25 protein-coding genes and 1 pseudogene are annotated in these 24,373 nt (G+C 59.6%); 22 read left to right on the plus strand and 4 right to left on the minus strand.

Annotated elements, in window-relative coordinates; all coding sequences use genetic code 11:
- Positions 1 to 127: 127 nt before the first annotated feature.
- The 3 genes from K7R21_RS04715 (at position 128) to K7R21_RS04725 (ending at position 2,110) form a co-directional block, all read left to right on the plus strand.
- Positions 128 to 799: a YkgJ family cysteine cluster protein gene (locus K7R21_RS04715; protein ID WP_224983415.1), complete on the plus strand. Its 672-nt coding sequence runs from the start codon at positions 128 to 130 to the stop codon at positions 797 to 799.
- Between the two features lie 207 nt (positions 800 to 1,006).
- Positions 1,007 to 1,552, plus strand: a complete 546-nt coding sequence (locus tag K7R21_RS04720; protein WP_224982124.1) for a YaeQ family protein — start codon at positions 1,007 to 1,009, stop codon at positions 1,550 to 1,552.
- Positions 1,553 to 1,582: 30 nt separating this feature from the next.
- Entirely contained in the window at positions 1,583 to 2,110 is a 528-nt protein-coding gene (locus K7R21_RS04725) for a peptidase associated/transthyretin-like domain-containing protein (RefSeq protein ID WP_224982125.1), read from the plus strand.
- Between the two features lie 2 nt (positions 2,111 to 2,112).
- Here the strand turns inward: K7R21_RS04725 and K7R21_RS04730 are convergent, their stop codons facing one another.
- Together K7R21_RS04730 and K7R21_RS04735 are read right to left on the minus strand one after the other, a co-directional pair.
- The gene (locus K7R21_RS04730) at positions 2,113 to 2,856 is read right to left on the minus strand and encodes a DUF72 domain-containing protein (protein WP_224982126.1); all 744 of its coding nucleotides are present in this window, start codon (positions 2,854 to 2,856) and stop codon (positions 2,113 to 2,115) included.
- A 546-nt stretch (positions 2,857 to 3,402) separates the two neighbouring features.
- The gene (locus K7R21_RS04735; protein ID WP_224982127.1) at positions 3,403 to 4,425 is read right to left on the minus strand and encodes a cytochrome c3 family protein; all 1,023 of its coding nucleotides are present in this window, start codon (positions 4,423 to 4,425) and stop codon (positions 3,403 to 3,405) included.
- A 142-nt stretch (positions 4,426 to 4,567) separates the two neighbouring features.
- On the opposite strand from K7R21_RS04735, the gene K7R21_RS04740 reads away from it, so the two are divergent.
- The 11 genes from K7R21_RS04740 to K7R21_RS04790 all read left to right on the plus strand — a co-directional run bounded on the left by K7R21_RS04740 (position 4,568) and on the right by K7R21_RS04790 (position 15,843).
- A complete protein-coding gene (locus tag K7R21_RS04740; protein ID WP_224982128.1) occupies positions 4,568 to 5,086 on the plus strand; it encodes a DUF4124 domain-containing protein in 519 nt (172 codons plus the stop codon).
- An 88-nt stretch (positions 5,087 to 5,174) separates the two neighbouring features.
- Positions 5,175 to 6,005, plus strand: a complete 831-nt coding sequence (gene nadC, locus K7R21_RS04745; protein ID WP_224982129.1) for a carboxylating nicotinate-nucleotide diphosphorylase — start codon at positions 5,175 to 5,177, stop codon at positions 6,003 to 6,005.
- Positions 6,002 to 6,985, plus strand: coding sequence for a biotin--[acetyl-CoA-carboxylase] ligase (locus K7R21_RS04750; protein ID WP_224982130.1), 984 nt, complete (start codon positions 6,002 to 6,004; stop codon positions 6,983 to 6,985). Before nadC ends, K7R21_RS04750 begins: the two co-directional genes overlap by 4 nt.
- A gap of 123 nt (positions 6,986 to 7,108) precedes the next feature.
- Positions 7,109 to 7,876: a type III pantothenate kinase gene (locus tag K7R21_RS04755; RefSeq protein ID WP_224982131.1), complete on the plus strand. Its 768-nt coding sequence runs from the start codon at positions 7,109 to 7,111 to the stop codon at positions 7,874 to 7,876.
- Positions 7,877 to 8,281: 405 nt separating this feature from the next.
- On the plus strand, positions 8,282 to 10,381 hold the full coding sequence (fusA, locus tag K7R21_RS04760; protein ID WP_224982132.1) for an elongation factor G: 2,100 nt from the start codon (positions 8,282 to 8,284) through the stop codon (positions 10,379 to 10,381).
- A 190-nt stretch (positions 10,382 to 10,571) separates the two neighbouring features.
- Positions 10,572 to 11,756, plus strand: a complete 1,185-nt coding sequence (locus tag K7R21_RS04765) for an SPOR domain-containing protein (protein ID WP_224982133.1) — start codon at positions 10,572 to 10,574, stop codon at positions 11,754 to 11,756.
- Between the two features lie 4 nt (positions 11,757 to 11,760).
- Positions 11,761 to 12,657: a hypothetical protein gene (locus tag K7R21_RS04770; RefSeq protein WP_224982134.1), complete on the plus strand. Its 897-nt coding sequence runs from the start codon at positions 11,761 to 11,763 to the stop codon at positions 12,655 to 12,657.
- 16 nt (positions 12,658 to 12,673) lie between these two features.
- On the plus strand, positions 12,674 to 13,582 hold the full coding sequence (locus K7R21_RS04775) for a GTP-binding protein (RefSeq protein ID WP_224982135.1): 909 nt from the start codon (positions 12,674 to 12,676) through the stop codon (positions 13,580 to 13,582).
- A 3-nt stretch (positions 13,583 to 13,585) separates the two neighbouring features.
- A complete protein-coding gene (locus K7R21_RS04780) occupies positions 13,586 to 14,266 on the plus strand; it encodes an MgtC/SapB family protein (protein ID WP_224982136.1) in 681 nt (226 codons plus the stop codon).
- A 51-nt stretch (positions 14,267 to 14,317) separates the two neighbouring features.
- Positions 14,318 to 14,854, plus strand: a complete 537-nt coding sequence (gene rbr / locus K7R21_RS04785) for a rubrerythrin (RefSeq protein WP_224982137.1) — start codon at positions 14,318 to 14,320, stop codon at positions 14,852 to 14,854.
- 167 nt (positions 14,855 to 15,021) lie between these two features.
- Positions 15,022 to 15,843 carry a cytidylate kinase family protein gene (locus tag K7R21_RS04790; RefSeq protein ID WP_224982138.1) on the plus strand — a complete coding sequence of 274 codons (822 nt, stop codon included), beginning with the start codon at positions 15,022 to 15,024 and terminating at the stop codon, positions 15,841 to 15,843.
- A 118-nt stretch (positions 15,844 to 15,961) separates the two neighbouring features.
- Here K7R21_RS04790 and K7R21_RS04795 read toward each other — a convergent pair whose 3' ends face one another.
- Positions 15,962 to 16,819: a PHP domain-containing protein gene (locus K7R21_RS04795; protein ID WP_224982139.1), complete on the minus strand. Its 858-nt coding sequence runs from the start codon at positions 16,817 to 16,819 to the stop codon at positions 15,962 to 15,964.
- Between the two features lie 140 nt (positions 16,820 to 16,959).
- On the opposite strand from K7R21_RS04795, the gene K7R21_RS04800 reads away from it, so the two are divergent.
- The 6 genes from K7R21_RS04800 (at position 16,960) to K7R21_RS04825 (ending at position 22,177) form a co-directional block, all read left to right on the plus strand.
- Positions 16,960 to 17,184 (plus strand): hypothetical protein, encoded by a 225-nt coding sequence (locus K7R21_RS04800; protein ID WP_216510743.1) that lies wholly within the window; start codon positions 16,960 to 16,962, stop codon positions 17,182 to 17,184.
- Between the two features lies 1 nt (position 17,185).
- Complete coding sequence (locus K7R21_RS04805; protein WP_224982140.1) at positions 17,186 to 17,842, plus strand: endonuclease III domain-containing protein; 657 nt, start codon at positions 17,186 to 17,188, stop codon at positions 17,840 to 17,842.
- 109 nt (positions 17,843 to 17,951) lie between these two features.
- Positions 17,952 to 18,809, plus strand: a complete 858-nt coding sequence (locus K7R21_RS04810) for an NAD(P)-dependent oxidoreductase (protein ID WP_224982141.1) — start codon at positions 17,952 to 17,954, stop codon at positions 18,807 to 18,809.
- Between the two features lie 459 nt (positions 18,810 to 19,268).
- Positions 19,269 to 21,062, plus strand: a complete 1,794-nt coding sequence (gene ftsH / locus K7R21_RS04815) for an ATP-dependent zinc metalloprotease FtsH (RefSeq protein ID WP_224982142.1) — start codon at positions 19,269 to 19,271, stop codon at positions 21,060 to 21,062.
- Between the two features lie 175 nt (positions 21,063 to 21,237).
- Positions 21,238 to 21,717 carry a YehS family protein gene (locus tag K7R21_RS04820; protein ID WP_224982143.1) on the plus strand — a complete coding sequence of 160 codons (480 nt, stop codon included), beginning with the start codon at positions 21,238 to 21,240 and terminating at the stop codon, positions 21,715 to 21,717.
- Positions 21,718 to 21,736: 19 nt separating this feature from the next.
- Complete coding sequence (locus K7R21_RS04825) at positions 21,737 to 22,177, plus strand: hypothetical protein (RefSeq protein ID WP_224982144.1); 441 nt, start codon at positions 21,737 to 21,739, stop codon at positions 22,175 to 22,177.
- Here the strand turns inward: K7R21_RS04825 and K7R21_RS04830 are convergent.
- The gene (locus K7R21_RS04830; RefSeq protein ID WP_224982145.1) at positions 22,174 to 22,842 is read right to left on the minus strand and encodes a hypothetical protein; all 669 of its coding nucleotides are present in this window, start codon (positions 22,840 to 22,842) and stop codon (positions 22,174 to 22,176) included. The genes K7R21_RS04825 and K7R21_RS04830 overlap by 4 nt on opposite strands.
- Positions 22,843 to 23,095: 253 nt before the next feature.
- Between K7R21_RS04830 and K7R21_RS04835 the strand changes: the two genes are divergently transcribed.
- Both K7R21_RS04835 and ligD read left to right on the plus strand, forming a co-directional pair.
- Complete coding sequence (locus K7R21_RS04835; RefSeq protein ID WP_224982146.1) at positions 23,096 to 23,881, plus strand: dienelactone hydrolase family protein; 786 nt, start codon at positions 23,096 to 23,098, stop codon at positions 23,879 to 23,881.
- A 265-nt stretch (positions 23,882 to 24,146) separates the two neighbouring features.
- Positions 24,147 to 24,371: pseudogene (ligD, locus tag K7R21_RS20935) on the plus strand (non-homologous end-joining DNA ligase LigD); the annotation flags it as partial.
- Positions 24,372 to 24,373: the final 2 nt, after the last annotated feature.

Here is a 24,373-nt window from a genome sequence, read left to right on the forward strand (position 1 = left end):
GCCGCCTTTTTTTTCTTCTTGCTCCTCCCCCCGGAAGGGGGAGGTTGGGAGGGGGGCGCCGTACAAAAACTTTCCCCCTCCCTGACCCTCCCCCTCCGGGGGAGGGAATATGGACAGACCGATTCCTATGGAAGAGATACTCAGACGAAATCGTGAACTGCTGGCCCAGGTGGATGCCTGGTTTGCCCGCTGCATGGCGGCGTACCCCGAGCACATCGCCTGCCTGGGCGGCTGCTCGGGCTGCTGCCGTGGCACCTTTGACATCACCCTGCTGGACGCGTATTTCCTGAAGCGCGGCTTCGATGCACTGCCGGAAGCGGTCAAGGAGCAGGTGCTGGCGAAGTGCCGGGAGCGACTTGCCCTGATGCGGCAAGAGTGGCCGGAACTGGACCACCCCTTCGTGTTGAACTACCGCCCGGAGGAGGACTGGGAACTGCTCATGCCGGACGAGGACGAGACGCCCTGCGTCCTGCTCGGCGAGGACGGCCGCTGTCTGGTCTACGATCATCGCCCCATGACCTGCCGCCTGCACGGCATCCCGCTGGTGGACACCGAGGGAGAAGTGATGCACGACGAGTGGTGCACCATGAACTTCACCGAGGTGGACCCGCTGGAGCTGTCCGCTATTACCGCGCCTTTCGATGCCATCTTCCGCGAGGAGGTTGCACTGTTCAGGGACTTCACCGAGCGGCTGCTTGGGCAGAGGGTGAGCGAGCTGGATACCTTCATCGCACTGGCGCTGATGATCGACTTCGATGGGTTCGATTGGAAGAGCTGGGCGGAGGAGGGGGGCGAATAGTTATTCGCCCTCCTTGTCTAGATGGCATTCACGCTCCTCCCCCTGGAGGGGGGAGGTTGGGAGGGGGGCGCCGTTAAACCTTACCCCTCCCTGTCCCTCCCCCTCCGGGGGCGGGGACGCTATAGCCACGACATTGCTGTTTTCGGGGCAAACCATTATTCGCCCCTACAGGACGTGTACATTTAACTGCTTGAAAAGGAACTGCTGATGGCCCTGCCTTCCACCATATACCGCGCTTCCGTGCAACTCTCTGATCTGGACCGCCAGGTCTACGCCGACATTCAGACCACCATTGCCCAACATCCCTCAGAGACTTCGGAGAGGCTGTTGGCCAGGTTGTTGGCCTTGTCGCTTTGCTACGAGGAGGATCTCGCCTTCACCAAGGGGGTCGGCTCGGGGGACGAGCCGGATCTCTGGAGCAAGGGACCGGACGGACGGGTTCAGCTTTGGGTCGAGGTGGGGCAACCGGATCCGGAACGGTTGGCGAAGTCCTGCCGCCACGTCGAGCGCGCCTTCCTGTTCACCTTCGGCGCCAACGTCAGCCGCTGGCTGACACAGCATCAGACAAAACTTGCACAGGTTAAGAACCTGACGGTGATCTGCATCGACTTCGACTTTCTGCGGCAGCTTTGTGATAAGCTGGAGCGGGTGATCAACTGGTCGATTACTGTCACAGAGGGAAACATCTACTTGACCTATGACGGTCAGACCATCGAAACGAGCCTGGAACACATCTGCGGCCCCCATCGCTAGCCTTTGGATGGGGAGATGGAGGAAGACACCATGGCTACTTCCAGACACCTTCTCATTCCACTGTTCTTGTTGCTCGTCATTCACTCCGCTTCAATTCGCGCCTTTGCCGGATCCTGCCCACCAACCCCCTGGGACGAGATCGGACCGTTCTACCGCCCCAACACGCCGGTACGTGACACTATTGGCAAAGGTTACCGCCTGAGCGGCACGGTCCGCTCCTCCGCCGATTGCTCCCCCATTACCAACGCCCGCATCGAGTTCTGGCAGGCCGGCCCCGACGGCCGCTACGACGATGCCTATCGCGCTACTGTTTACTCCGACAGGAAAGGGCGCTATCGCCTGCAGACCTTTCCGGCCGTGCCCTACGCCAACCGCCCGTCGCACATTCACATCCTCGTGGACGTAAAGGGGTTCGAGGGGCTGGTGACGCAGCACTATCCCAAGCGTGGGGCTAAGGGGGCACAACTGGACCTCGTGCTGGTGCCGGAAGGGAAAGATGTGGGGAAATCAGGCGGCCGGGCCGATGATTTGATCCGACCCGGCAAGGGGAGCAGGTAGAGTTACTCTTTGTCGAGCGGCACCTGGAGCATGGTTGCCAGATCCCTCGCGTTTTGAGGGGCCGCGCCCCCCACATCGTTGTTGAAATAGATGTAGACGTCCAAACCGCGGCTTAAGTATTTCCTGATCCTCGCCATGTCCTTCTCCAGTTGTTCCTTGGTGTAGAACCCGTTGTAGCTCCCCTCCATCCCATGTCGCCTGATATAGACGAAGTCTGCGGTGATCGGCGGTGCGTCGATGAATATTGGGTGGTCTGCCATGCACAGTGACACATTGCGGTCGCGGCACAGGCTCACCACCTCGTCGGTAAGCCAGCTTTCGTTCCTGAACTCCAGCGTGTGCCTGCCGTGGTATGGTGCCACTTGGTCCAGGAATTTTTCCAGTCTCCCCAGGTCGACCTTGAACTGCTGTGGGAACTGCCAGAGGACGACTTGCAGTTTCTCCTGCAACTCACGGGTCGGCTTGAAGAATCTCGATAAGGCCGTTTCGATATCGTGCAGCCTCTTGATGTGGGTAATGTAGCGGCTCCCTTTCAGCGCGAACGAGAAGTTGGGCTCGCTCTCGTCGTGCCAATGCTTGAAGATCGCCGCAGAGGGGGTCCGGTAGAAGGTGACGTTGAGTTCAACGGTGTCGAAGACGGAACGGTAATGTTCGAACCAGTCTTTGGTCTTGAGCTCCGCCGGGTAAAAGTTACCGCGCCAATGGTTGTAGCTGAAACCGCTGCAGCCGAGGTAGAGCTTCGCCATGATGATCCCCCATATACGAGTTGTGGGATGCGAGGTGATCTTATGGATCGTTAATTTTTTTAAACTTGGTTAGTATACCCGATGCAGCCGCAGGGGCCAGTCATGGAGGAGGGGAGAACCTTCTTTAAAATTTAGTCTGTTCGCGTTGCGAACTTGTACGGGCACGTTGCGAACTTGTACACCCGCGTTGCAAACTTTTACACCCGGGTTGCAAACTTGTACATCCGGGTTGCAAACTTGAACACCCGGGTTGCAAACTTGAACACCCGGGTTGCAAACTTGTACATCCGGGTTGCAGACATGTACACCCGCGTTGCAAACTTGTACACCCGGATTGCAAACTTGTACACCCGGGTTGCAAACTAGTACACCTGGGTTGCAAACTAGTACACCCCTGTTGCGAACTTGTATATCCGTGTTGCAATTTTGTAGATGCATGTTGCAAGTTTGTAAGGGCGCGTTGGAATATGCCACCACGACCGCCTTTGAGCACAAAAAAAGGCGGGACCTTTCGGTCCCGCCTTTGTGTTCATATGGTGCTGCCAGTTACATCTTATGGCACTTGTCGCAGTCGCCGCTGGAGGTGAAGGCGTCCTTGCCATTGTGGCATGCGCCGCAGGACTGGCCTTTCTCCATGTCGCCCATGGTGTGGTGCTTGGCGCCGGCTTGCATCGGGAAGATCTTGGTGTGGCAGTCAGCGCACTTGTAGGCTTCCAGGTGGAAGTCGTGGCTGAACTTCACTTCGCCGCCCTCGTTCTTGAAGATGACGTTGCCGGGCTTGTAGCCTTTGTGGCACTTGTTGCAATCGCCGGCTACGGAGAATGCCTCTTTGCCGTTGTGGCAGCCGCCGCAAGACTTGCCTTTGTTCATGTCGGCCATGGTGAAGTGCTTGGCGCCGGCCTTGAAGGCGAAGAGCTTCGTGTGGCAGTCTTTGCAGCTGAATGCTTCGAGGTGGAAGTCGTGGCTGAACTTGGCGTCGGTCACCCCTTTGGCTTTCCAGGTGATCTCGCGGGGTTTCATGCCGGCGTGGCACTTGCCGCAGTTGCCGGCGACGGTGAAGGCTCTCTTGCCGTTATGGCAGGCGCCGCAGGTCTTGCCTTTCTCCATCTGGGCCATGGTCACGCGGCCCTCTTTGCCGGTGATTACGGTGCCGTTGTGGCACGCTTTGCAACCGTCACTGACTTTGGCAAGGTGAACAGAGTGGTTGAAGGTGGTCTGACCCAGACCCTTAACTTTGAAATCTACGTTACGGGGTTTGCCCTTGTGACATTTGACGCAGCTCTTTTCATCGGCTACGCTAAAAGCCTTGATGCCAGTGTGGCAAGCACCGCAGGACTTAGTCTTTTCCATTTCGGCCATGGTGAAGTGCCGCTTCGCCTTAAGATCGAAGATAGCGTTGTGACAGATCCTGCAATTGTTGTTATATTTCAGCAGGTGCACATCGTGACTGAAGACAACGGCGTCCCCGTTCTTAAGAGGAAACTTGACGTCTTTGGTCTCCTTGGCAAAAAGCGCAACCGGCGACGCACAGACGATAAGAACCATAAGCAAGGCGAGGCGAAACTGCATGGTACACTCCTTCTGGCTATTTATTTGCTATCACCTTAGGGCAATAGCCGGGATAATATACACATCGCAAAGGGCATCGTCAATTCAAAACTATTGATTGTTTTTTATGTTTGGCCGGTTAGGCCCTGTAAGAGGAGGGATGATGAAAACGATTTTGCTCTCCCTTTTGATGCTTTCTCTACTGGCTCCATCCCTCGCCCGCGCCGCTTTCTACCAGTGGACCGACGCTCAGGGTGTCGTCCATTTTACCGATAACCGCAACAACATCCCCAAGCATTACCGCGACAAGGCACAGCGGGTCGAACTCTCCGACAGCACCCCTGCGGTCGTGTCCCCCGGCGGCAAAACAGAATCCTCCGCAGCGCCCAGCACGGCTCCCGCGCCGGGTGGACATGGCGAGCGCTGGTGGCGCGATCGCTTCAAGTCGCTGCGAACCGAGTTGAAGACGCTCCAGGACCAGCGCGCGGGCCTGGAGCAGCAACTGGTCGAGTTGCGACGGAAACGCACCATCTTCCAGCGCGCACGGGACCGCGAAGCCATCAATCGCATGGAGGCGCAGGTCTCCGTCGTTGACGGCAAGATCAGCGAGATGCTGAACCGCATAGCCGCCCTCGATCTCGCTGCCGCCCAGGCAGCGGTGCCTCTAGAGTGGCGTCAGTAGCTTGCTCACGCAATTTATTAGCGGTTGCGGGCCTAGTTAAGCTGTGCTATAAAAAACTGCCGCTTAACTTAGGGAGAATTGAGATTATATGAACCAAATCGATAACATAATCGACAACGCACTGGCCGAAGATATCCATACCGGCGACATCACCACCCTCTCCGTCGTCGCCAATCCGCGTCGCATGCGCGCCAGACTGGTCGCCAAGGAGGAGATGGTCCTCTCCGGCGTCGACGTGGCCCGTCGTGTCTTCGCACGGCTCGACTCCGGAATCGTTTTTACCGCCCACTTCCAGGACGGCGCTCGGCTCAATAAGGGTGACATCATCGCCGTGATGGAGGGGAATGCAGCGACGCTTTTGCAAGGGGAACGGGTTTCCCTGAACCTGCTGCAAAGGATGAGCGGCATCGCTACCCAGACCGCCCTGTACGTCAAGGAACTGGAAGGGACCGGAGCCCGCGTCGTCGATACCAGGAAGACCACCCCCGGCCTGCGCGTGCTGGAGAAGTACTCGGTGAGGGTAGGGGGCGGCACTAACCACCGTACCGGCTTGTACGACGGCGTGCTGATCAAGGAAAACCATATCGTTGCCGCAGGCGGCATCGCCGAGGCTGTGCGCGCCGCGCGTGCCTATATCCCGCACACCCTGAAAATCGAGGTTGAGACCGAGACGCTGGACGAGGTCAAGCAGGCGCTCGAAGCGGGCGCCGACATCATCATGCTGGACAACATGTCGCTCGATCAGATGACCGAGGCGGTGCAGATAATAAATAAGAGGGCGCTGGTCGAAGCGTCCGGGGGGGTGAACCTGAAAACGATCAGGTCCATAGCCCTGACCGGTGTGGACATCATATCGGTCGGAGCGCTCACCCACTCGGTTCGCGCGACCGACATCTCAATGCTGATGGAGGGCGTTTGAAAGACTCCGGGGTCGATGGCAGGATAATCGAGCTGTTCCGCTCCGGCGATGGGGTGGTTTCCGGCGCTGCGCTGAGCCGCCTCCTGGGTGTATCGCGAACCGCAGTCTGGAAGCACGTCAAGGGGCTCCGCGCCTGCGGATACCTGATCGAAGCCGTCCCCTCCAAGGGTTACCGGTTGCTCTCATCACCCAAAGTTCTCACCCAGTTAGATCTCTCCTCCGGCCTCGACACAAAGAGAGTCGGCTCCAGCATCATCTGTCTCAAGGAAACCGAGTCCACTAACCAGGTCGCCTTCAAGCTCGCCGAAGACGGCGCCCTAGAAGGGACCGTGGTCATCGCCGACGCCCAGACCGCCGGCAAGGGGAGGCTCGGGCGTGTGTGGCTGTCGCCCCCCGGCGTCAACCTGTACTGCTCAGTGGTGCTGCGTCCCGCCATCGCACCCATGGCGGCCTGCCAGCTCACCTTTCTTTCCGTGGTCGCCGTGGCCCGTGCCATCGAAAGCTGCACTACGCTCAAGCCGCAGATCAAGTGGCCCAACGACATCCTGATTAGCGGCAAGAAGGTTGCGGGGCTCCTCAACGAGATGAACGCGGAGACCGAGAAGGTCAATTTCGTGGTGCTGGGGATCGGCGTCAACCTGAACCTGGACATGGCCTCGATATCGGAGTCGCTCCTGCGCCACCCGGCTACCTCGTTGTTGCAGGAAGGTGGCGTGGAGGTGGATCGCCTCGCCTTCACCAAGGCGCTGCTTATCGAGTTGGATCGGTTGTACGACGTGTTCCTGGCCGAGGGGGAAGCGCCGGTGCGGGCCGAGTGGCTGGAGCGGTCCGCCATCAAGGGGCGTAACGTCAAGGTGAGCCAGGGCGAGCGCGAGTTCGTGGGCATGGTACAGGGGGTCGATTCCTTCGGCGCCTTGCTGGTGCAGTTGTCCGACGGTAGGATGGAGACCGTGCTCTCCGGCGACGTCGCACTCGTCTAAAGGCGGCTCACGCAAAGGCGCAAAGAAAAGCAAGCCTTTGTGCTGTGACCGTTTTACTTTTAGTTTCGGTATGTGCTTGGCGTCTTTGCGGCTTCGCGTGAGGCGCAGTTTGGGAGGTTTTCCTTGCTTTTGGTGATCGACGTCGGGAACAGCAACATCGTTCTCGGGATTTACGATGAGGAACGACTGGTTCAGGACTGGCGGGTTTCCACCGACAAGTCCAAGACCATCGACGAGTACGGCATCCTGTTCCACGACCTGTTCCGCCTGTCGGGGATCGTCTTCTCCGACGTGAAGGACATCATCGTTTCCTCGGTGGTGCCGACCCTGACCGGTGTGCTGGAAAAACTGGCGCGCCAGTACTTCAAGATCAATCCCTACGTGGTGGGACCGGGCATCAAGACCGGCATGCCGATCCACTATGACAACCCGAAAGAGGTTGGGGCGGACCGCATCGTGAACGCCATCGCGGGCTTCGAGAAGTACCGCACCCCGCTTATCATTGTGGACTTCGGCACCGCCACCACCTTTGACTACGTCAACAAGAAGGGGGAGTACTGCGGTGGCGCCATCGCCCCCGGGCTCGCCATCTCGATGGAGGCCCTGTTCCAAAAGGCGAGCAAGCTGCCGCGGGTAGATATTGCCCGCCCGCCGGCTATCATCGCCAAGAACACGGTGAACTCGATGCAGGCCGGCATCTTCTTCGGCTACGTGGGACTTGTCGACGGCATCGTGCAGCGCATGAAGGCTGAAGGGAAAGAGAACGTAAAGGTCATCGCCACTGGCGGGCTTGCCTCGCTGATCGCGCCGGAATCGAGCACCATCGAGGCGGTGGACGAGTTCCTCACCCTCGAGGGGTTGCGCATCATTTATAAGAGGAACAAGCCGTAAGGGCACCCCCTCGATCCCCCTTTCGCAAAGGGGGATCGAGGGGGTGATTTGACTTGCATTGCGGGGCAGGATGTGGCGGCTACTACGGCTACCCCCCCCTGTCCCCCCTTTGCAAATGGGGGGACGTGAGGTTCGTGCTGCGCTTAGAGGAACATCGGCGTCCCGGCACAAGCTCAGAGAGCCTGCGGAAGAGGGTAGGTAGCAACTGTCTTTGAAACATCACGTTTTTTCTTGGATAGGGAGAGTTGGTTCACACGCTGAGGCGGGTGAGGGAGGTACGCTAAAATCCATTGAGAGTTCAGCCAGGTAGTTGATAGTGCGTTGTTTGTTTCGTCTGCTTTACTCAAGTCGGTTTCTCGTTGAAGCGTAGGTCATTGATGATCTTCATTCTAAAGGGAGGGCACTATGGGAAGGTATGAAACGGCAAAACTGCGTAACCTCGGTATTGTAGCTCACGGCGGTGCCGGCAAGACCTCGCTGGCTGAAGCGATCCTGTTCGATACGGGCATGATCGACCGGCTGGGGAGGGTCGACGACGGCAGTTCCACCATGGATTTCGAGCCCGAAGAGATCAAGCGTCGCATCTCGATCACCTCTTCCCTGGACCACTGCGAGTGGAAAGGGCACTCCATCCACATAGTCGACACCCCGGGCTATGGCAACTTCATTGCCGACACCCGCGCCTGCATGAGGACGCTTGACTGCGCGGTCGTGATCCTCTCCGCCATCTCCGGCGTCAAGGTCCAGACCGAGGAAGTCTGGCAGTGGGCCAACGAGTTCGAGATCCCGCGCATCGCTTTCGTTAACAAGATGGACCGCGAGCGGGCCAGCTTCCTGCGCGCCATCGACGACATGGAGAAGGCGCTGGGCGCCAGGGGGGTCGCGGTACAGATGCCCCTGGGGGCCGAGGAGAACTTCGAGGGGGTCATCGACCTGGTGCGCATGAAGGCGTACCGCTACCAGAAGGACCTCTCCGGCAAGTTTACCGAGGGGGAGATTCCGGCCGAACACCTTGACGAGGCGAAACGCCTCAGGGAGATGATGGTCGAGACGGTCGCCGAGGCGTACGACGCTCTGACTGAAAAGTTCCTCGACACTGGTGAACTCTCCGAAGAGGAGATCCTTGACGGCATCAGGGTTGGCACCATGCGCAGCACCTTTACCGCGGTCTTCTGCGGGTCGGCTGCCATGAACATCGGCGTGGCGCAGCTTCTGGATGGCATCTGCGATTTTCTCCCTTCGCCGCTGGATCGCACCAAGGCGGTCGGGATCGATCCCAAGACCGAGCAGATCATCGAGCGCGCCCCCTCCGAGAGCGAGCCGTTCTCTGCGCTGGTCTTCAAGACCACCTCGGACCCCTACACCGGCAAGATAACCATCTTCCGTGTCTACTCGGGCGTGCTCAACTCGGACTCGCTGGTTTACAACTCGGCCAAGGGGGTCCAGGAGCGCATCGGCCAGATCTTTGAGCTGGAAGGGAAGAAACAGCACCCGATCAAGCAGGCAGTGGCCGGCGACATCGTCGCCGTCGCCAAGCTCAAGGAAACGGTCACCGGCGACACGCTCTGCGACGAGGCGAAGCCAATCGTCTACGAACCGGCCCAGTCGCTGCAGCCGGTGATCTCCTACGCGATCGAGCCCAAGACCAAGAACGACGAGGACAAGATCCACGGCGCCCTGCAGCGCATGATCGAGGAAGACCCGACCATCGAGAGCCACCGCGACCCGCAGACCCGCGAGTTCATCATCTCCGGCATGGGTCAGGTGCACCTTGAAGTTGTGGTCGAGAAGTTGAAGCGCAAGTTCGGCGTTGACGTCGTCCTGAAGACCCCGAAGGTGCCGTATCTCGAAACCATCCGCGGCTCGGCGAAGGTGCAGGGAAAATACAAGAAGCAGTCAGGCGGGCGCGGCCAGTACGGCGACTGCTGGATCGAACTCTCTCCGATGCCGCGCGGCGAGGGGTACAAGTTCGAGGACAAGATCGTGGGGGGCGTCATCCCGCGCCAGTACATCCCGGCGGTCGACAAGGGGATCCAGGAGGCGGCCAAGGAAGGATTCCTGGCCGGCAACCCGGTAGTCGATTTCAAGGTCGCGCTCTTCGACGGCTCCTTCCATACCGTTGACTCCTCGGAGATGGCCTTTAAGGTCGCCGGTTCCATGGCCTTCAAGAAGGCGATGGAACAGTGCAAGCCGGTCCTTTTGGAGCCGATCGTCAACATGAAAATCACCGTACCCGACGAGAACATGGGCGACGTGATCGGCGATCTCAACTCCAGGCGTGGCAAGGTAGTCGGCGTCGAGCCCAAGGCGAACTCGCAGATCATCAGGAGCGTGGTGCCGATGTCGGAGGTGCTGACCTATTCCAATGACTTGCGCTCCATGACCAGCGACCGCGGCATGTTTACCTCGGAATTCTCCCACTACGAGGAGGTCCCGAGTCACCTGGCCCAGAAGATCATTGCCGAGGCGCAGGACCAAAAAGGCAATAACCACAAGAGTGCTTAACTGAAGTTGTAAACAGGCTGCCCGGCCCACCTTCGCCAAGGCTACGGTGGGCAAGTCTCACGAAGTCTCGGCCAAGGGGGGGCTTGCCCCGCCGAAGCCTTGGCCAAAGGGGGCTAGCCCCACGAAGCCTTGGTGAAGTAGGGGCCGGGCGCGCCTGACTCGAATGTCATGACAGGGAGGATGGAGCCAGATGGCGAAGCAATTTACACCCGATGAAGATGAAACCGTAGACCACAAGAAGAGCTCGCAACAGCGACTCCTTTTGCTTCTGCTGCTGCTCATCGCCCTTTTTGCTTACCTTTACTTCTTTACTGGGCTGATCAAGCCGCGCGAAGAGGCGCCCGCGCCCCCTCCGCCCGCACCCGCGCCGGCTGTGGTGAAGAAGCCGCTGCCGCCACGTTCCCCCGTCGCCGAGGCACCGACCTCCGCCAAGGCTACGGCCGGCAAGCCGACTACTGAAGCTGCGGGTAAGCCGGGTGAACCCGCCAAAGCTGGCGAGGCCAAACCCGCTCCTGCCGCTAAGCCGGGGACGCCTGTTGCGCCTCCTGCAACCCCCGCGGCGCCTGCTGCCAAACCCGGTGCACCTGCTGCGAAACCCGGGGCGCCGGCTGCAAAACCTGAGGCACCTGCGGCCAAGCCTGGTGCGCCTGCAGCGAAACCTGGTGCGCCTGCAGCGAAACCTGGGGCGCCTGCAGCGAAGCCAGGCCAGCCTGCGGCAGCTCCCGCTGCGGCAGCAAAGGAGGCCAAACCCGCAGCAACGAAAGAAGCCAAGCCTGCCGCCGGGAAGGAGTCCAAACCGGCCGCCAAGGAAGCCAAAGCCGCGGCAGCGGGCAAGGAGGCCAAGTCTGCCAAGGAGGCCAAAGAAGCCAAGCCGACTAAGCCCGTTGCCAAAGCCGCTGCCAAGGCCAAGGCAAAAGGCGTTTTCTCCCTCGAGCTCGACAGCGAGGTCGCGGAGAGTGAGGTCGCCTCGGTCACTGCCAAGCTCAAAAAGGCTGGCGTCGCGCCGGTAGTCACCACCAAGACCCACAAAGGCGAGCCAATGCACCGCTTGTTCCTGGCCGACTTCGCCAACCACGACGAGGCCGCCGAAGAACTGGCGCGCCTCAAGGGCGTTGCTCCCAATGCCTTCATGCTCAAGGAAGGTGGACGCTACGCGGTCTACGCTGGTTCCTTCATGAGGGAAGGGAAGGCAGCCGTGGAACAGGACCGCCTCTACGACAAGGGGGTTCGCCTGGTGCTCAAGAAGGCCAATATCCCGGTGACGGTGGTCAAAGTCCGTGCCGGCAGCTTCGCCGATCCGACCAGCGCCGAGAAGGCGGCGGCGCACCTTAAGAAGACCGGCCTTACAGCCAAGGTCGTCAAGGCAGGGAAATAGCTAAGTGTCGAAGGTCACCTTCAGGATTTCTGCGGCTGCGGCCCCGTACGTCGGGGCCGATAAGCCCAGGGAGAACCGGATGCAGGCCGCAGCAGGGCGTGTGGCGCTCCCGCCGGGCGATCTGGTACTGCTTTTGTACTATCTCTGCCATGATGCGGACCAGGAGGTAAAGCAGCAGGCGATGGCGACGCTGCGCTCCCTGGAAAGGCCACTTCTGGAACAGATCCTGTCTGAGCGCGAACTCCATTCGCAGGTTTTGGACGCGCTGGTGCAGTTGCACGGCAGAAAACCGGAGATCGCGGCGCTGCTCGCCGGGCATCAAAACCTCAGCGAAAAGGCGGCAGCCTTTCTCATGGCACAGAGGGGCGCCGCCTTGGCCGCCCCCCAGGCGGCGCCGCACGCGGCTCCTCACAAGGAACATGACCTGGAGGAGGTCGACGAGACCATCGGCCCTGACGATGATGAACCGATCGACGAGGAAGAGTACCAGTCAAAGTACCAGATGGCCCAGGCCATGGGGGTTGGCGACAAGATCAAGATGGCCATGACCGGCGATAAGGAGTGGCGTTCCATCCTGATCAAGGACACCAACAAGCTGGTGTCAGGTGCTGCCATCAAGAATCCGCGTATGACCGAATCGGAGGTGCTCGCCATCGCCAAGTCGCAGATACAAAACGACGAGGTGATCCGGGTCATCTGCGCCAACAAGGACTGGATCAAGAATGGGCAGATCAGGAAGGCTCTGGTGGAAAACCACAAGACGCCTCTGCCCAACGCGCTCCGCTTCCTTGGCACGTTGGGGGAGAAGGATCTCGCCAACCTCGCCAAAAGCAAAAACGTCAACACCATCATCTCGACCCAGGCGCGCAAGATTTTGCTGAGTAAGAAGGAAAATAGGTAATTCAGGGGGATCTCGAATGGCTCTGGTGAACCAGGCAAAGCGTGAAATCAACGCGAAAATAGTCTTTTTCGGCCCCGGTCAGGCAGGTAAGGGCACCAGCCTCAGGCACGTCTTCAATAAGCTCAAGCCCGAATTCCGCGGTGCGTTGAAGGTGATGAGCGTGCAGGGCGCCCGCATGTTGTTCTTCGACTTCACCCCGCCCGGTGACGGCAACGTCGACGGCTACCGGGTTCGTTTCCATCTCTACACCGTCTCCGGGCCGCTAGTGGACCCGGCGGCCTGGAAGATGGTGCTGAAGGGCGCCGACGGGGTAGTGTTCGTGGCGGACTCGGCTCCGCAGCGGTCGGCCGAAAACCAGGCCGGGCTGGGCCAACTGGTCGAATACCTGAAGGGGTATGGGCAGAGCCTGACCTCCATACCGACCATCCTGCAGTACAACAAGAGCGATCTCGCCGACGCAGCTTCGCAGGCCGAGTTGGAGCAGCAGCTGAACCCGTCGCGGCTGGCCAGCTTCAAGACCAGCAGCCAGACGGGTGAGGGCGTGCTGCAGGGGCTCATGGCGCTGGTGAAAAGCATTCTGACCGGGTTGCGCGCCAAGGGGACCGCCGCCATTGCCAGCGGCGAAGGGCTGCAACAGATGATGGAACCGCTGGCTGCCGCTGCGCCTGTGTCGCGGCCCGTCGCGGAGGAACCTTCCGCTGCATCCGCACCCGCTCAATCCGCCGCTGCCGTGCCGCCTCCGGCCGCGCCTGCGGCACCGGTAGTATCAGCACCGGAGGCGCTGGAGGAAGCACGGCTGTCTCTGGAGATAGCAGGTGATCCCGTGGCCACGGGCGACGTGGTTCGCGTTCCGTTGACCATCCGTAGCGGCGACCTGGAAAAGACCGTGGTGCTGACCCTGTCGCTCGGCCTTTCCGAGGAGTAGTGCTTGGGTCCCGACTTCGACATCTACCTGCTGTGCCGATTGCTGCTCGCCTCGTTCCTGGGGGGGCTGATCGGCCTGGAGCGTGAGATCCACGGCCGTCCCGCCGGGTTCCGGACCCACCTCTTGGTCTCGCTCGGCTCGTGTCTATTTACGATCTCGTCCATCGAGATCTACCGTATCTTCGGCAACTTCGCCGGCGGTCCGGTCGGGGTCGACCCGGGCCGTGTCGCCGCTCAGGTGGTCGCTGGTATCGGTTTCCTGGGTGCGGGCGCCATCATCAGGGAGCGCGCCTCGATCCGCGGGCTCACCACCGCCGCTTGCCTTTGGGTCGCCGCGGCACTGGGTATCGCCTGCGGCATCGGGCTTTTCTGGCTCGCGATCTCCGTCACGCTGGTGGCCCTGGTGAACCTCCTGTTACTCAAGGAGGTGGAGAAGAGACTCTCCCGCGACACCTACGTGCTGGTCAAGGTTTGGGGCGAAGACCGGTCCGACTTCGTCACCCGTGTCTACGAAACCCTCAGCTCTGCCGGTATCGAGCGGGTCGACGCTAAGTTGCAGAAGGACATCGAGCACGGCGTGATATTTCTCGAGTTCCAGGTCAAGCAGCCCAAGAAGTCCAGCTCCGCGGACCTCATGGCGCGTCTGAGCGTAGTGGAGGGTGTCAAGAGGATCGGAATCGACTGATCCCATCAGCCCCATTTTTAAAGCAGTCAACCAAGGAAAGGAGAACAGAGCATGGCGGAACTGAAAGGAAGCAAGACAGAGAAGAACCTGCAGGACGCGTTCGCCGGCGAGTCGATGGCGCGCAACAAGTACACCTACTACGCGGCGGTGGCCAAGAAGGAAGGGTACGAGCAGATCGCGGCACTGTTTCTCGAAACGGCTGAGAACGAGAAGGAGCATGCCAAGCTGCACTTCAAAGCCCTCTCCGGGCTCGGCGACACCATCACCAACCTGAAAGCCGCTGCGGCTGGCGAGTACGCCGAGTGGGTCGACATGTACCCGCGCATGGCCAAGGAGGCCCGCGAAGAGGGCTTCACCGCTATCGCCGCCATGTTTGACGGCATTGCCGCCATCGAGAAGGCACACCAGGAGCGCTACAAGGCCCTGCTGGCGTCGGTAGAAGAGGGGACCGTCTTCAAGGATGAGGCTCCCACTAGCTGGAAGTGCCGTAATTGCGGCCACATCCACGAGGGAACCGATGCACCCGATATGTGCCCGGTCTGCCATCACCCCAAGGCGCACTTCGAGCGTCTGGCCGAAAATTACTAACCTGCCGGGGTGGGGGAGACCACTTCTCCCTCGCCCCTGTTCCGCTTCATCCCCGTTGGGCCTGCCTCCACGCTGCGTGCGGTTCATCCAAGACAGCAAAATCCCTTGTATACGGCAGACTTTACGTGCTATGATGCGGCGGTTTCTCATTAGCAAAGGAGGCTTGCATGGCAATCATCACAATTTCCAGGGAGATGGGGACCGGCGCCTACGCCATTGCCAAGGAACTGGCAAAGAAGCTCAAGTACACCCTCGTTGACCGCGTAAAGATCGAGGAATTGGCCCCCGCCTACGGCCTGACCCCCGAGATCCTGGAAAGGGTGGACGAGAAGCCGCCGTCCTATCGCACCGCCGAAGACCGCCTCCAAGCTGCGCATCTTGCTACTATGGAGCTCATCCTGCTGGACTGCGCCAAGAAGGGTAACGTGATCCTCTACGGCAGAGGGGCACAGGATCTCATCAAGGTGCTGACCACCGTGCTCAGGGTCCGCTTCATAGCGCCTTTTGAAGACCGGGTGGAAAAGTTTGCCGAAAGGGAGTGGATCGATCCGGACCTGGCCCGCGAGCTGATCAGGAGGAGCGACCACCAGTTGGGCGGCTTTATCCATTTCTACTTCGATCGTGACTGGAATGACCCGCTGGCCTATGACCTGCTTTTCAACACCAAGTCTTCCACCCCGCACGCCATGATCGAAGCTATCATCGCCGCCTCCAAGGATCCCCGTCTCAAGGAAGGGGAGGAGGAGTCCATGGCACTGCTCGAAGACCTGATCGTGGCCAAGAGGGTCGAGGCCGAGCTGCTCAAGTCGTCGCTGGCACGGGCCCTGAAATTCTGCATCAGCTGCGAGGACGGCATCGTCACCCTGGCCGGTCACGTCCAGACCGAGGAGGAGATCGAGGAAGCCATCGAACTGGCCAGGTCCGTGGAGGGCGTCACCGACGTCGAAAGCGATCTGGATGTACTGAGCTACAAGCCGGTGAAGGATTAAAGGCAGGGACTAGGGACCGGCACTACAAATAAAAAGGGGCTGGGAGCGTAGGTGCGGGGGGCGGAAACCATTAGCGGTTTTTCCAGCCCCCAGCCCTTAGCCTCCAGCCCCTTTGTTTTTAGCCTCTCTGGCTTTGGGCCCGCTTCAGCGCCTCGACGCAGGTATAGGGTATGGCCATGCTCCCCTTGCCGGTACCCATGTTGATCCCTTCCTCGATGCCGTGGTAATCGGAACCGCCGGTCCAGATCAGCCCCTTTTTCTCCGCGGTAGATACCAGGAAGGCGCTTTCCTGTTCGTTGCAGACGTTGTTGAAAGCCTCCACCCCGGCAAGCCCCATGGCGCAGAGCTCGTCGATGATGCGGGTCAGCGTGTCGCGGTCGTTGGTTATGGTGGTGGGGTGGGCCAGCACCGCTACCCCGCCGAGCTTCTGCACTGTCGCCAGCGCCTCTTCCATCGGGAAATAGCGTTTGGGGACATCGCACGGGAGCAGGTAGCGCACGAAGGCGTCCTGCATATCCCTTACGTATCCCTTGCTCATCAGTACCTGCGCGATGTGGGGGCGTCCCAGTGCCCCTCCCGCCAGTGCGGCTGCTTCGGCGCTGGAAATGGGTGCTCTCCCTTCCGTTGCCAGCTTCTCGTTGATGCGCCCCACGATCGCCTCGCCGCGTGCTTCCCTGCGATCCCTGAATTCCTTAAGAATGGACTGTAATTGCGCATCGTGGTGATCGAGGAGGTAGCCGAGCAGGTGGACGTCCTTGAACGAGCTGTAGGCGACGGAGAACTCGAGGGCAGGCAGCACCTCCACACCGGCGGCAGCGCCTGCCGCGAGTGCCTCGTCGATGCCGTCCACGGTATCATGGTCCGCCAGCGCGATCGCCTTGAGTCCGAGTCCTTTGGCCATGGCCACCAGCTCGCTGGGGGTACGCACCCCGTCGGAAAAGGTGGAATGTAAATGCAGGTCTACCAGTTCTCTCATGTATCTCCCTCGAATTTGATCAGGCCATTATAGGGTGTTCTCCCGTTTGTGCAATAGGGAAGGACGCAGTTAGCAGTTGCCTTGACTGGTACCATCTTGTATAAGGAAGCATTACTTTTGAAAGAACGATAGAGGTGTGTGTGGCAAAAACGAAGGGGATGGCTGGAGCGGTATTCGCACTGTCCACGTTTATCATAGGGGGGCTTCTTACTTTCACTGGTTTGGGGCTGATAGCCTTTATGAAGAACCAGGACCTGCTCGGCTGGGGGGAGGGGCGCAGCATCGGCATACTGCTGGTATGCGTGGGACTGCTCGCTTCCATCATGGGCGTACTGGTAATGCGCGTGATCACCAACAGGTTATGACATGAGGGACGACCAGATCCACCAGGCGATAACGATCCTCACCGAGGCGGTCAAGGCCTGGGTGAGCCCCGCGGTGACCATCGTCGCCACGCAGGGGAAGGATCCTTTCAAGGTGCTGGTCTCCTGCATCCTATCGCTGCGGACCCGCGACCAAGTCACCGCCGACGCTTCGGCCCGGCTTTTCGCCCTGGCGGATTCCCCTGAAAAGATGATCCACCTTGATGTGCCGCGGATCGAGGCGGCCATCTACCCGGTCGGCTTCTACCGCGTCAAGGCTGAGCAGATTCTCGAGATATCGCGCTCGTTGTGCGAACTGTACCGGGGAGCGGTCCCGGATGAGCTGGAGACGCTGCTGAAATTCAAGGGGGTTGGGAGGAAGACCGCTAACCTGGTGCTCACCCTCGGTTTCGGCAAGCCCGGTATCTGCGTCGACATCCACGTGCACCGGATCTCCAACCGATGGGGCTACGTCAAGACCCGCACCCCGGAACAGACGGAATTCGCACTGAGAGAGAAACTGCCGGCGGAGTACTGGATCATAATCAACGATCTTCTGGTGACTTTCGGGCAGAACCAGTGCACGCCACTTTCACCGAGGTGCTCGACCTGTCCGTTGTACGATCTGTGCGACAGGGTGTCTGTTACCAAATCAAGATAAAACAGTGTTGCACAAACTCGCTCTTTGAGTATAATGGGGCCTTGAGTTTTTTGGTACTAAGCAAAAATGCTATCCGCTGGTGCAGAGCATCAGCCACTCTGGGGGGATTATGCTTAAGAAGATAGGTTTCGTCGGTCTGGGCACCGTCGGCGTTCACATGGCAGCTAACCTTGCCAAGTCGGACTACCAATTAACGGTGTTTGACCAAGACGCAAATGCGATGGCTGAACTTGCCAAGCTGGGCGTGAAAGTCGGCGAATCGCCGATGGCCACCGCCAAAGGGCAGGATCTGGTTATCGTAATCGTGCCGGAGAGCAAGTACCTGGTCTTTGGCGAGAACGGCGTCCTGGAAGGGATCGACCCCGGCACCATTCTGGTCGACATGGGCACCCACTGCCTGGAGACCATTGAGCGCATGGCCGAGGAAGCGAAGGCGCGCCGGGTCATGTTCCTCGAGGCGCCGGTCTGGGGGAGCAAAGAGCACGCGGCCAACGGGTTGCTCACCATCCTCGCCGGTGGCGACGAAGCCCTTTTGGGTCGTTGCCGTGAGCCGTTCTCCTATTTCGGCCTCAATATCATCCATATCGGCAAGATCGGCGACGCCACCCGCATGAAACTGATCGTGAACCTGCTGCAGGCAGAGATGATGCAGTCCCTTTCCGAGGGGCTGGTCTTCGGCGAGAAGATGGGCTTCAAACCTGACAAGATTCTCGAGGTGCTCGATTCCGGCGGGGTTGCCTCGCCGCTGTTCCACTCCAAGGGGCGCTCCATCGCGCGCGGCGACTTCAGCCGTAACCTGGCGCTCAAGTACGTCGACTCGCAGATGCGTCGCGTACTGGAGATGGCCGATAAACTGGGACTCGATCTCCCCGCCGCGAAGACCGTCTCCCAGATCTACGATCAGGCCGTCAAGGATGGTCGCGGCGAAGAGGATTTCTCCGCCATCGTAAAGCTGCTGCGCAAGTAGCCACTGTTTTACACTTGTCGTCCAAAGAGGCGCCCCCCAAAAGGGCGCCTCTTTTTTTGCTTCCGGAATGATGTGCGGTGCACTCTCCCATCAAGCGTCGTCCGCGCCTCGCGTTCCCCCCTTTGCGAAGGGGGGACAGGGGGAGTTTTCCCCGCTCCGCCTCCTTTTGCCCGCCCAAATCAACATCCACCCACCATCTCCTGCACCTCCGCACCTGTCCCACAACATCCCATTCCCCATCTATAAATGAAAAAAAATTGTGTGTACAAAAAAGTTACGGATGCAGTAAAAATAGATATTCAATTTTTTAAAAACTATTTGGATTGTTTTTAACAGGTACTAATTGTTAATTATCTGATCACAAAACAATAAGTACTTTTACTGTTACGGTTTACACATGTAGAGATAGGATTGTAGTAGGCGTAACGTTATTACTACTTCAGTAGTAATGGGAGAACTATGGGGAACACTAGAAACAAGAAGCTTCTGTTTTTGGGTCTGTCTTTGAGCTTTTTGGCCCTGGTCGGTTATGGCCTCTATTCCTGGCAGCAATCACACGCGGATACTAGCAGGCAAATCAGCTACACCACCTTCATTCAGAAAGTATCGGCCGGCAATATAGCCAAGGTGAGGATCGTCGGCGACGAGATCACCGCCCACGCTAAAAACGGCGAGAAGTTCAACCTCTTTCTCCCGGCAGGCGCCTACCTCGGCGATCTGCTCATCGCCAAGAAGGTCGATTTCTCCTCGACACCTCCGTCCGGCGGGCCTAACTGGTTCGAGATTGGTTTCCTGGTTGCAGTCGGCATATTCCTGTTTGTCATCCTGAGACGTTTCACCGGCATGGGGAGAAGCCGTGCCCGCGTGGTCGACTACTCAGAATCGACCACCCGTTTCAGTGACGTGGCCGGCGCCGAGGAGGCCAAGGCGGAACTGCTGGACACGGTCGAGTTTCTCAAGGATCCCGAGAAGTTCTCCACACTGGGTGGCAAGATGCCCACCGGCGTGCTCCTCGTAGGCCCTCCGGGCACCGGCAAGACCTTGATCGCACGTGCGGTCGCGGGGGAGGCGGACGTTCCTTTCTTCTCCATATCCGGTTCGGAATTCGTCGAGATGTATGTCGGCGTGGGCGCGTCGCGGGTCAGGGACCTGTTCGCGCAGGCCAAGAAGGCGGCGCCCTGCATCGTGTTCATCGACGAGATCGATGCGGTCGGCCGCAAGCGTGACGCAGCCGCCGGCGGCGGCGCCAGCGACGAACGCGACCAGACCCTGAACCAGTTGCTAGTTGAGATGGACGGCTTCGAGGTGAACTCCGGCATCGTGGTGCTGGCCGCCACCAACCGCCCAGAGATCCTCGACGCGGCGCTGCTGCGCTCCGGGCGCTTCGACCGTCAGGTCACCGTGGGCTCCCCCGACATCAGGGGACGTGAGGCAATCCTCAAGGTGCACGCGAAGAACGTCCCGCTGCACGATGCAGTCGACCTGTTGGTCATCGCGCGCGGCACGCCCGGTTTCTCCGGCGCCGATTTGGCCAACGTGGTCAACGAGGCCGCCATACTCGCCGCGCGCTCCAACAAGGGTGTGGTCGAGATGATCGACTTCGACCTGGCCAAGGACAAGGTGCTCATGGGCGCCGAGAAGAAGTCCATGGTCCTCTCCGACAAACTAAAGCTTTCCACCGCGTATCACGAGGCGGGCCACGTTCTGGTGGCGAAACTTACTCCGGACGCCGACCCGGTACACAAGGTGACCATCATCCCCAGGGGACGGGCAATGGGGGTTACCGTGCAGATCCCCGAAGACGACATCTACTGCTACACCAAGGAGATGCTGGTCGCCCACCTCAAGGTGCTCATGGGTGGGCGTGCTGCCGAGGAGCTTATTTACAGCACCACCACCACGGGGGCTGGCAACGACCTTGCCCGTGCCACCGACACCGCGCGCAGGATGGTCAGCGAGTGGGGCATGTCGCGTGCCTTTGGCCCGGTGGCCTTCGGACACAACGAGAACACCGATAACGGCGGGAAGAAAGGCTTCAGCGATGTCACCGCGCGCGAGATGGACAACGAGATCCGCTCCATCGTCAGCGGCTGCTACCAGGGCGTCGTGACCCTGTTGCAGGAAAACATGGACGCTCTCGAGCGGCTGACCCGGGAACTGGTTGTCAAGGAAACTCTCGACGCCGGCGAGATAGACAGCATCCTGGGGTTCGGGGACGATAACAGCAGCGATCCGGTATCCGCGGCAGCGTAACACTGTCGGCGGCAGCCTAACCAATCCAGCCTGGAAACAACCTGGGGGATCGGCGCGCTCTACCACGCGCCGGTCCCCCTTTGCTTTCTCAATCAGCAGCAAAAGCTTGCCCCCACCAGCCGATCGATGTTATGAAAGAGCCTGGCCCTGGCCCATTTGAACCGAGGAGCACCCGATGACCAACAACGATGTTTTCCGCAGACTGCGCTACGCGCTGAACCTCAACACCCAGGCTGTCGTGGAGGCGTTTCGGCTTTCGGACATGAAGATGGGGCAGGCGGACATCACCAGCTTGGTCAAGAAGGATGATGAGGAAGGGTTCCGCGAGTGCGGCGACGATGTCCTCCAGGCGTTTCTGGACGGCCTCATTGCCTTGAAGCGGGGCAAGCGTGAAGGGGCGGAGAGCAAGGTGGCACCGTTACCGGAGCAACTGACCAACAACGACATCCTCAAGAAGATCCGTATTGCCCTGAGTCTGAAAGAAGACGAGATGCTGGCCATCTTCAAACTGGCCAAATTCCCGGTTTCCAAGTCCGAGCTCAGTGCGGTGTTCCGCGCCAAGGGGCAGGAGAACTACAAGCCGTGCGGCGACCAGATGCTGCGTAATTTTCTCAAGGGGCTGACCATGAAGTACCGGGAAGGTGCCCAGGACTAAAGGCTGAAGGGAGGTTCGTTTGGACCGTCACGAAGTCGAAGGGGCCGCTGTCACGGCCGGAACTACCGAAACCGGAGTTGCTGGCGTCAAGGCTGCTGATGGTGAAACTGCCGGAACTGCCAATGTTGAAGCTAGTGAAGCTGCCGAAGTGATCGACCCGGCTGTCATTGCCCGTGGCCTGGTTGCGGTGCGCAAGCGCCGCTGGTGCCTCTGGATCGTCCTCATCGTTTACCTTCCGACCATGTACCTGACCCAGAGGATTACCCATTCCTTCAGCGGCTCGATGCCGGTCTTTTTCTGCTGGTTCGCCGTGCTGCTCTGCGTCATGTTTTATTCCGCAACCGCCCGGTGCCCGCGCTGCCGCAACTACTACCACATGCAGGGGATGGCGCTACTTTATCTGCGCAAGTGCCTGCACTGCCAACTCCCCCTCAACGCTGACAAAGGTGACAGGTTCTAGGGAGTGCCTGCTTCCTTTCCTTGCGTTATTTCTGTATATGCCTTCTGGGCCCTGTCCACCACTGACAACTCCGTCTCGAGTTCATACAAGAGGCTGTCCCCGTCCACGTCACTCTTGCGCATGAATATTTCCATGTCTCTTACGCCTTGCTCGTTCAACTCTTGAGACAGGTACTCGTCGATGGCCTCTATGTCGAGTTCGAAGGCCCGATAGGCCCGTTGTACCGCCTGTCCCTGCTCGGCGATAGGCTCGAAGGCGTCTCCCAGCTCCATGCGAGGCAGCTTCGCATTACCTGACAGCCTTGGGTAGCGACACTCTCCTGCCGATTTTTCCCCCTCAACCAGGTAAGCATTGCCCTGGTAGTGCATCCCGTTGGCGTGCTGAACCAGCTTTTCGCCCGCGCCGGTCATGGTGTTGACCTCCTCCCTGAAGGCTCGGTAGGCGCGCGGCAGGTCGGCTTGGTCGGCGAACTTCACGTCTTCCAGCGCCTTGCGTGTTTTCTGTGTTTTTAGCTGCGCGTACTGCAGGTCGTCCTGCACCGTCTGCAGCGATGCGCTGTTCCCCTGCCGCAACCCTACCCACCTTGACGTGCATCCCGTCAACGACATCCCAATGAAGACTACCGTCAGCCAACCGAGAGGACGAAGTGAGTTCAGTTGTCTCATGACAGCTCCTGTTATGCTATTGCGATTGGTTAATCGTACTTAATGTGTTGCGGGTGTCAACGCGCCTGGTGGAACAAAAAACGGCGTCGGATGCCAGCTCGGTGGCAGCAGGGAAAGGTGAGAAGAGGGCGCACCGATACCTGGGATTTTTGGTAAAATGAAGACACTCAGCTCTGCTGCTAATGAGAGTGCAACCCATTTCATTTCGGCTGCCGTAACCGATTTCATTGGTTATGGCAGCGTGGAGGAAATCATGAAAAAGTACCTGTTCGCATTGATGATGACACTCGCGGCCCAGGGAGCAGGCGCCGCGGTGGTGGCGCATAACGTCGAGTACCGGCAGGGTGACACGGTCCTGGAGGGATATGTCGCTTATGATGATGCCATCAAGGTGAAGCGTCCCGGGGTGCTCGTTATTCACGAGTGGACTGGTGTCAGCCCTTACGAGAAGATGCGCGTCGAGCAACTTGCCAAGCTGGGATACGTTGCCTTCGCCGCCGACATCTACGGGAAGGGGGTGCGCCCGGTCGGTCCTGAGGCGGCGGCCAAGGAAGCGGCCAAGTACCGAGGCAATGACCGGAGCCTGATCCGTGCTCGCGCCGCGGCGGGACTCGAGAAGCTGGCGGGGTTCCCACAGGTTGACCCGAAGCGTCTGGCCGTGATGGGATATTGCTTCGGCGGCACCGCCGCGCTGGAATTGGCCCGAAGCGGCGCCGACGTGCTGGGCACGGTTAGCTTCCACGGCGGCCTCAGCACGCCCAACCCGGCCGATGCCAGGAACATACGCGGCAAGGTGCTGGCGCTGCATGGGGCAGACGACCCCTTCGTGAAACCCGATGAGGTCGCCGCCTTCCAGAAGGAGATGCGGGATGCCAAGGTTGACTGGCAGATGAACTTCTACGGCAACGCGGTGCACAGCTTCACTAATCCCAAGTCCGGCAATGACAACAGCAAAGGGGCCGCCTATAACGAGAAGGCGGACCGGCGCTCCTTCGAGGCGATGAAGATCTTCTTTAACGAGATTTTCGCAGCACCCTGACCACAGGACCTCCACGTCTACCACTCCTGAGGCCGTAGTCCACAACTCCTCCCCCCGGAGGGGGGAGGTCGGGAGGGGGCTCGCTTCTAGGCAAACTACATTTCCCCCTCCCTGACCCACCCCCTCCGGGGAGGGGCAACGGGCGACTCCAGAGACATTCTTCCCGCGATCAGCGACACAAGGTGCAGTCATGGCGGATCGCTCCGAACCAGACTGAAGCCCATTCCCTCGATTACGCCTTCTTCGAAGGTGTCTCGACCCTCCCGAGGAGGAAAGCCTGCCGTGGGAACTGATCGCTGAGGCCGATCACATGCTGCACATCCACCTACAGGAATACGGACTGGAGAGCTGCATGCAGACGACTGGATGTAAGGGGTACTACGTCGCGGCGCCGCTGGTCGCTGCTGCCACCTGGCCCGAGATGACCAACGTCTCCACTCGTATTTCCAAAGAGATGGAAGCGAAGTTTCCAGACCGCGAGCTGCGGTAGAA

Origin of the sequence: Geomonas agri (assembly GCF_020179605.1) — a bacterium.
Taxonomy (GTDB): domain Bacteria; phylum Desulfobacterota; class Desulfuromonadia; order Geobacterales; family Geobacteraceae; genus Geomonas; species Geomonas agri.

What these genes read in the sequence shown, in the direction of transcription:
- ftsH (WP_224982142.1), top strand. Translation starts at nt 19,269, where the DNA reads ATGGGGAACACTAGAAACAAGAAGCTTCTGTTTTTGGGTCTGTCTTTG.
- fusA (WP_224982132.1), top strand. Translation starts at nt 8,282, where the DNA reads ATGGGAAGGTATGAAACGGCAAAACTGCGTAACCTCGGTATTGTAGCT.
- K7R21_RS04835 (WP_224982146.1), top strand. Translation starts at nt 23,096, where the DNA reads ATGAAAAAGTACCTGTTCGCATTGATGATGACACTCGCGGCCCAGGGA.
- K7R21_RS04765 (WP_224982133.1), top strand. Translation starts at nt 10,572, where the DNA reads ATGGCGAAGCAATTTACACCCGATGAAGATGAAACCGTAGACCACAAG.
- nadC (WP_224982129.1), top strand. Translation starts at nt 5,175, where the DNA reads ATGAACCAAATCGATAACATAATCGACAACGCACTGGCCGAAGATATC.
- K7R21_RS04715 (WP_224983415.1), top strand. Translation starts at nt 128, where the DNA reads ATGGAAGAGATACTCAGACGAAATCGTGAACTGCTGGCCCAGGTGGAT.
- K7R21_RS04730 (WP_224982126.1), bottom strand. Translation starts at nt 2,856, where the DNA reads ATGGCGAAGCTCTACCTCGGCTGCAGCGGTTTCAGCTACAACCATTGG.
- K7R21_RS04830 (WP_224982145.1), bottom strand. Translation starts at nt 22,842, where the DNA reads ATGAGACAACTGAACTCACTTCGTCCTCTCGGTTGGCTGACGGTAGTC.
- K7R21_RS04805 (WP_224982140.1), top strand. Translation starts at nt 17,186, where the DNA reads ATGAGGGACGACCAGATCCACCAGGCGATAACGATCCTCACCGAGGCG.
- K7R21_RS04790 (WP_224982138.1), top strand. Translation starts at nt 15,022, where the DNA reads ATGGCAATCATCACAATTTCCAGGGAGATGGGGACCGGCGCCTACGCC.
- K7R21_RS04725 (WP_224982125.1), top strand. Translation starts at nt 1,583, where the DNA reads ATGGCTACTTCCAGACACCTTCTCATTCCACTGTTCTTGTTGCTCGTC.
- K7R21_RS04720 (WP_224982124.1), top strand. Translation starts at nt 1,007, where the DNA reads ATGGCCCTGCCTTCCACCATATACCGCGCTTCCGTGCAACTCTCTGAT.
- K7R21_RS04740 (WP_224982128.1), top strand. Translation starts at nt 4,568, where the DNA reads ATGAAAACGATTTTGCTCTCCCTTTTGATGCTTTCTCTACTGGCTCCA.
- rbr (WP_224982137.1), top strand. Translation starts at nt 14,318, where the DNA reads ATGGCGGAACTGAAAGGAAGCAAGACAGAGAAGAACCTGCAGGACGCG.
- K7R21_RS04810 (WP_224982141.1), top strand. Translation starts at nt 17,952, where the DNA reads ATGCTTAAGAAGATAGGTTTCGTCGGTCTGGGCACCGTCGGCGTTCAC.
- K7R21_RS04775 (WP_224982135.1), top strand. Translation starts at nt 12,674, where the DNA reads ATGGCTCTGGTGAACCAGGCAAAGCGTGAAATCAACGCGAAAATAGTC.
- K7R21_RS04735 (WP_224982127.1), bottom strand. Translation starts at nt 4,425, where the DNA reads ATGCAGTTTCGCCTCGCCTTGCTTATGGTTCTTATCGTCTGTGCGTCG.
- K7R21_RS04820 (WP_224982143.1), top strand. Translation starts at nt 21,238, where the DNA reads ATGACCAACAACGATGTTTTCCGCAGACTGCGCTACGCGCTGAACCTC.
- K7R21_RS04795 (WP_224982139.1), bottom strand. Translation starts at nt 16,819, where the DNA reads ATGAGAGAACTGGTAGACCTGCATTTACATTCCACCTTTTCCGACGGG.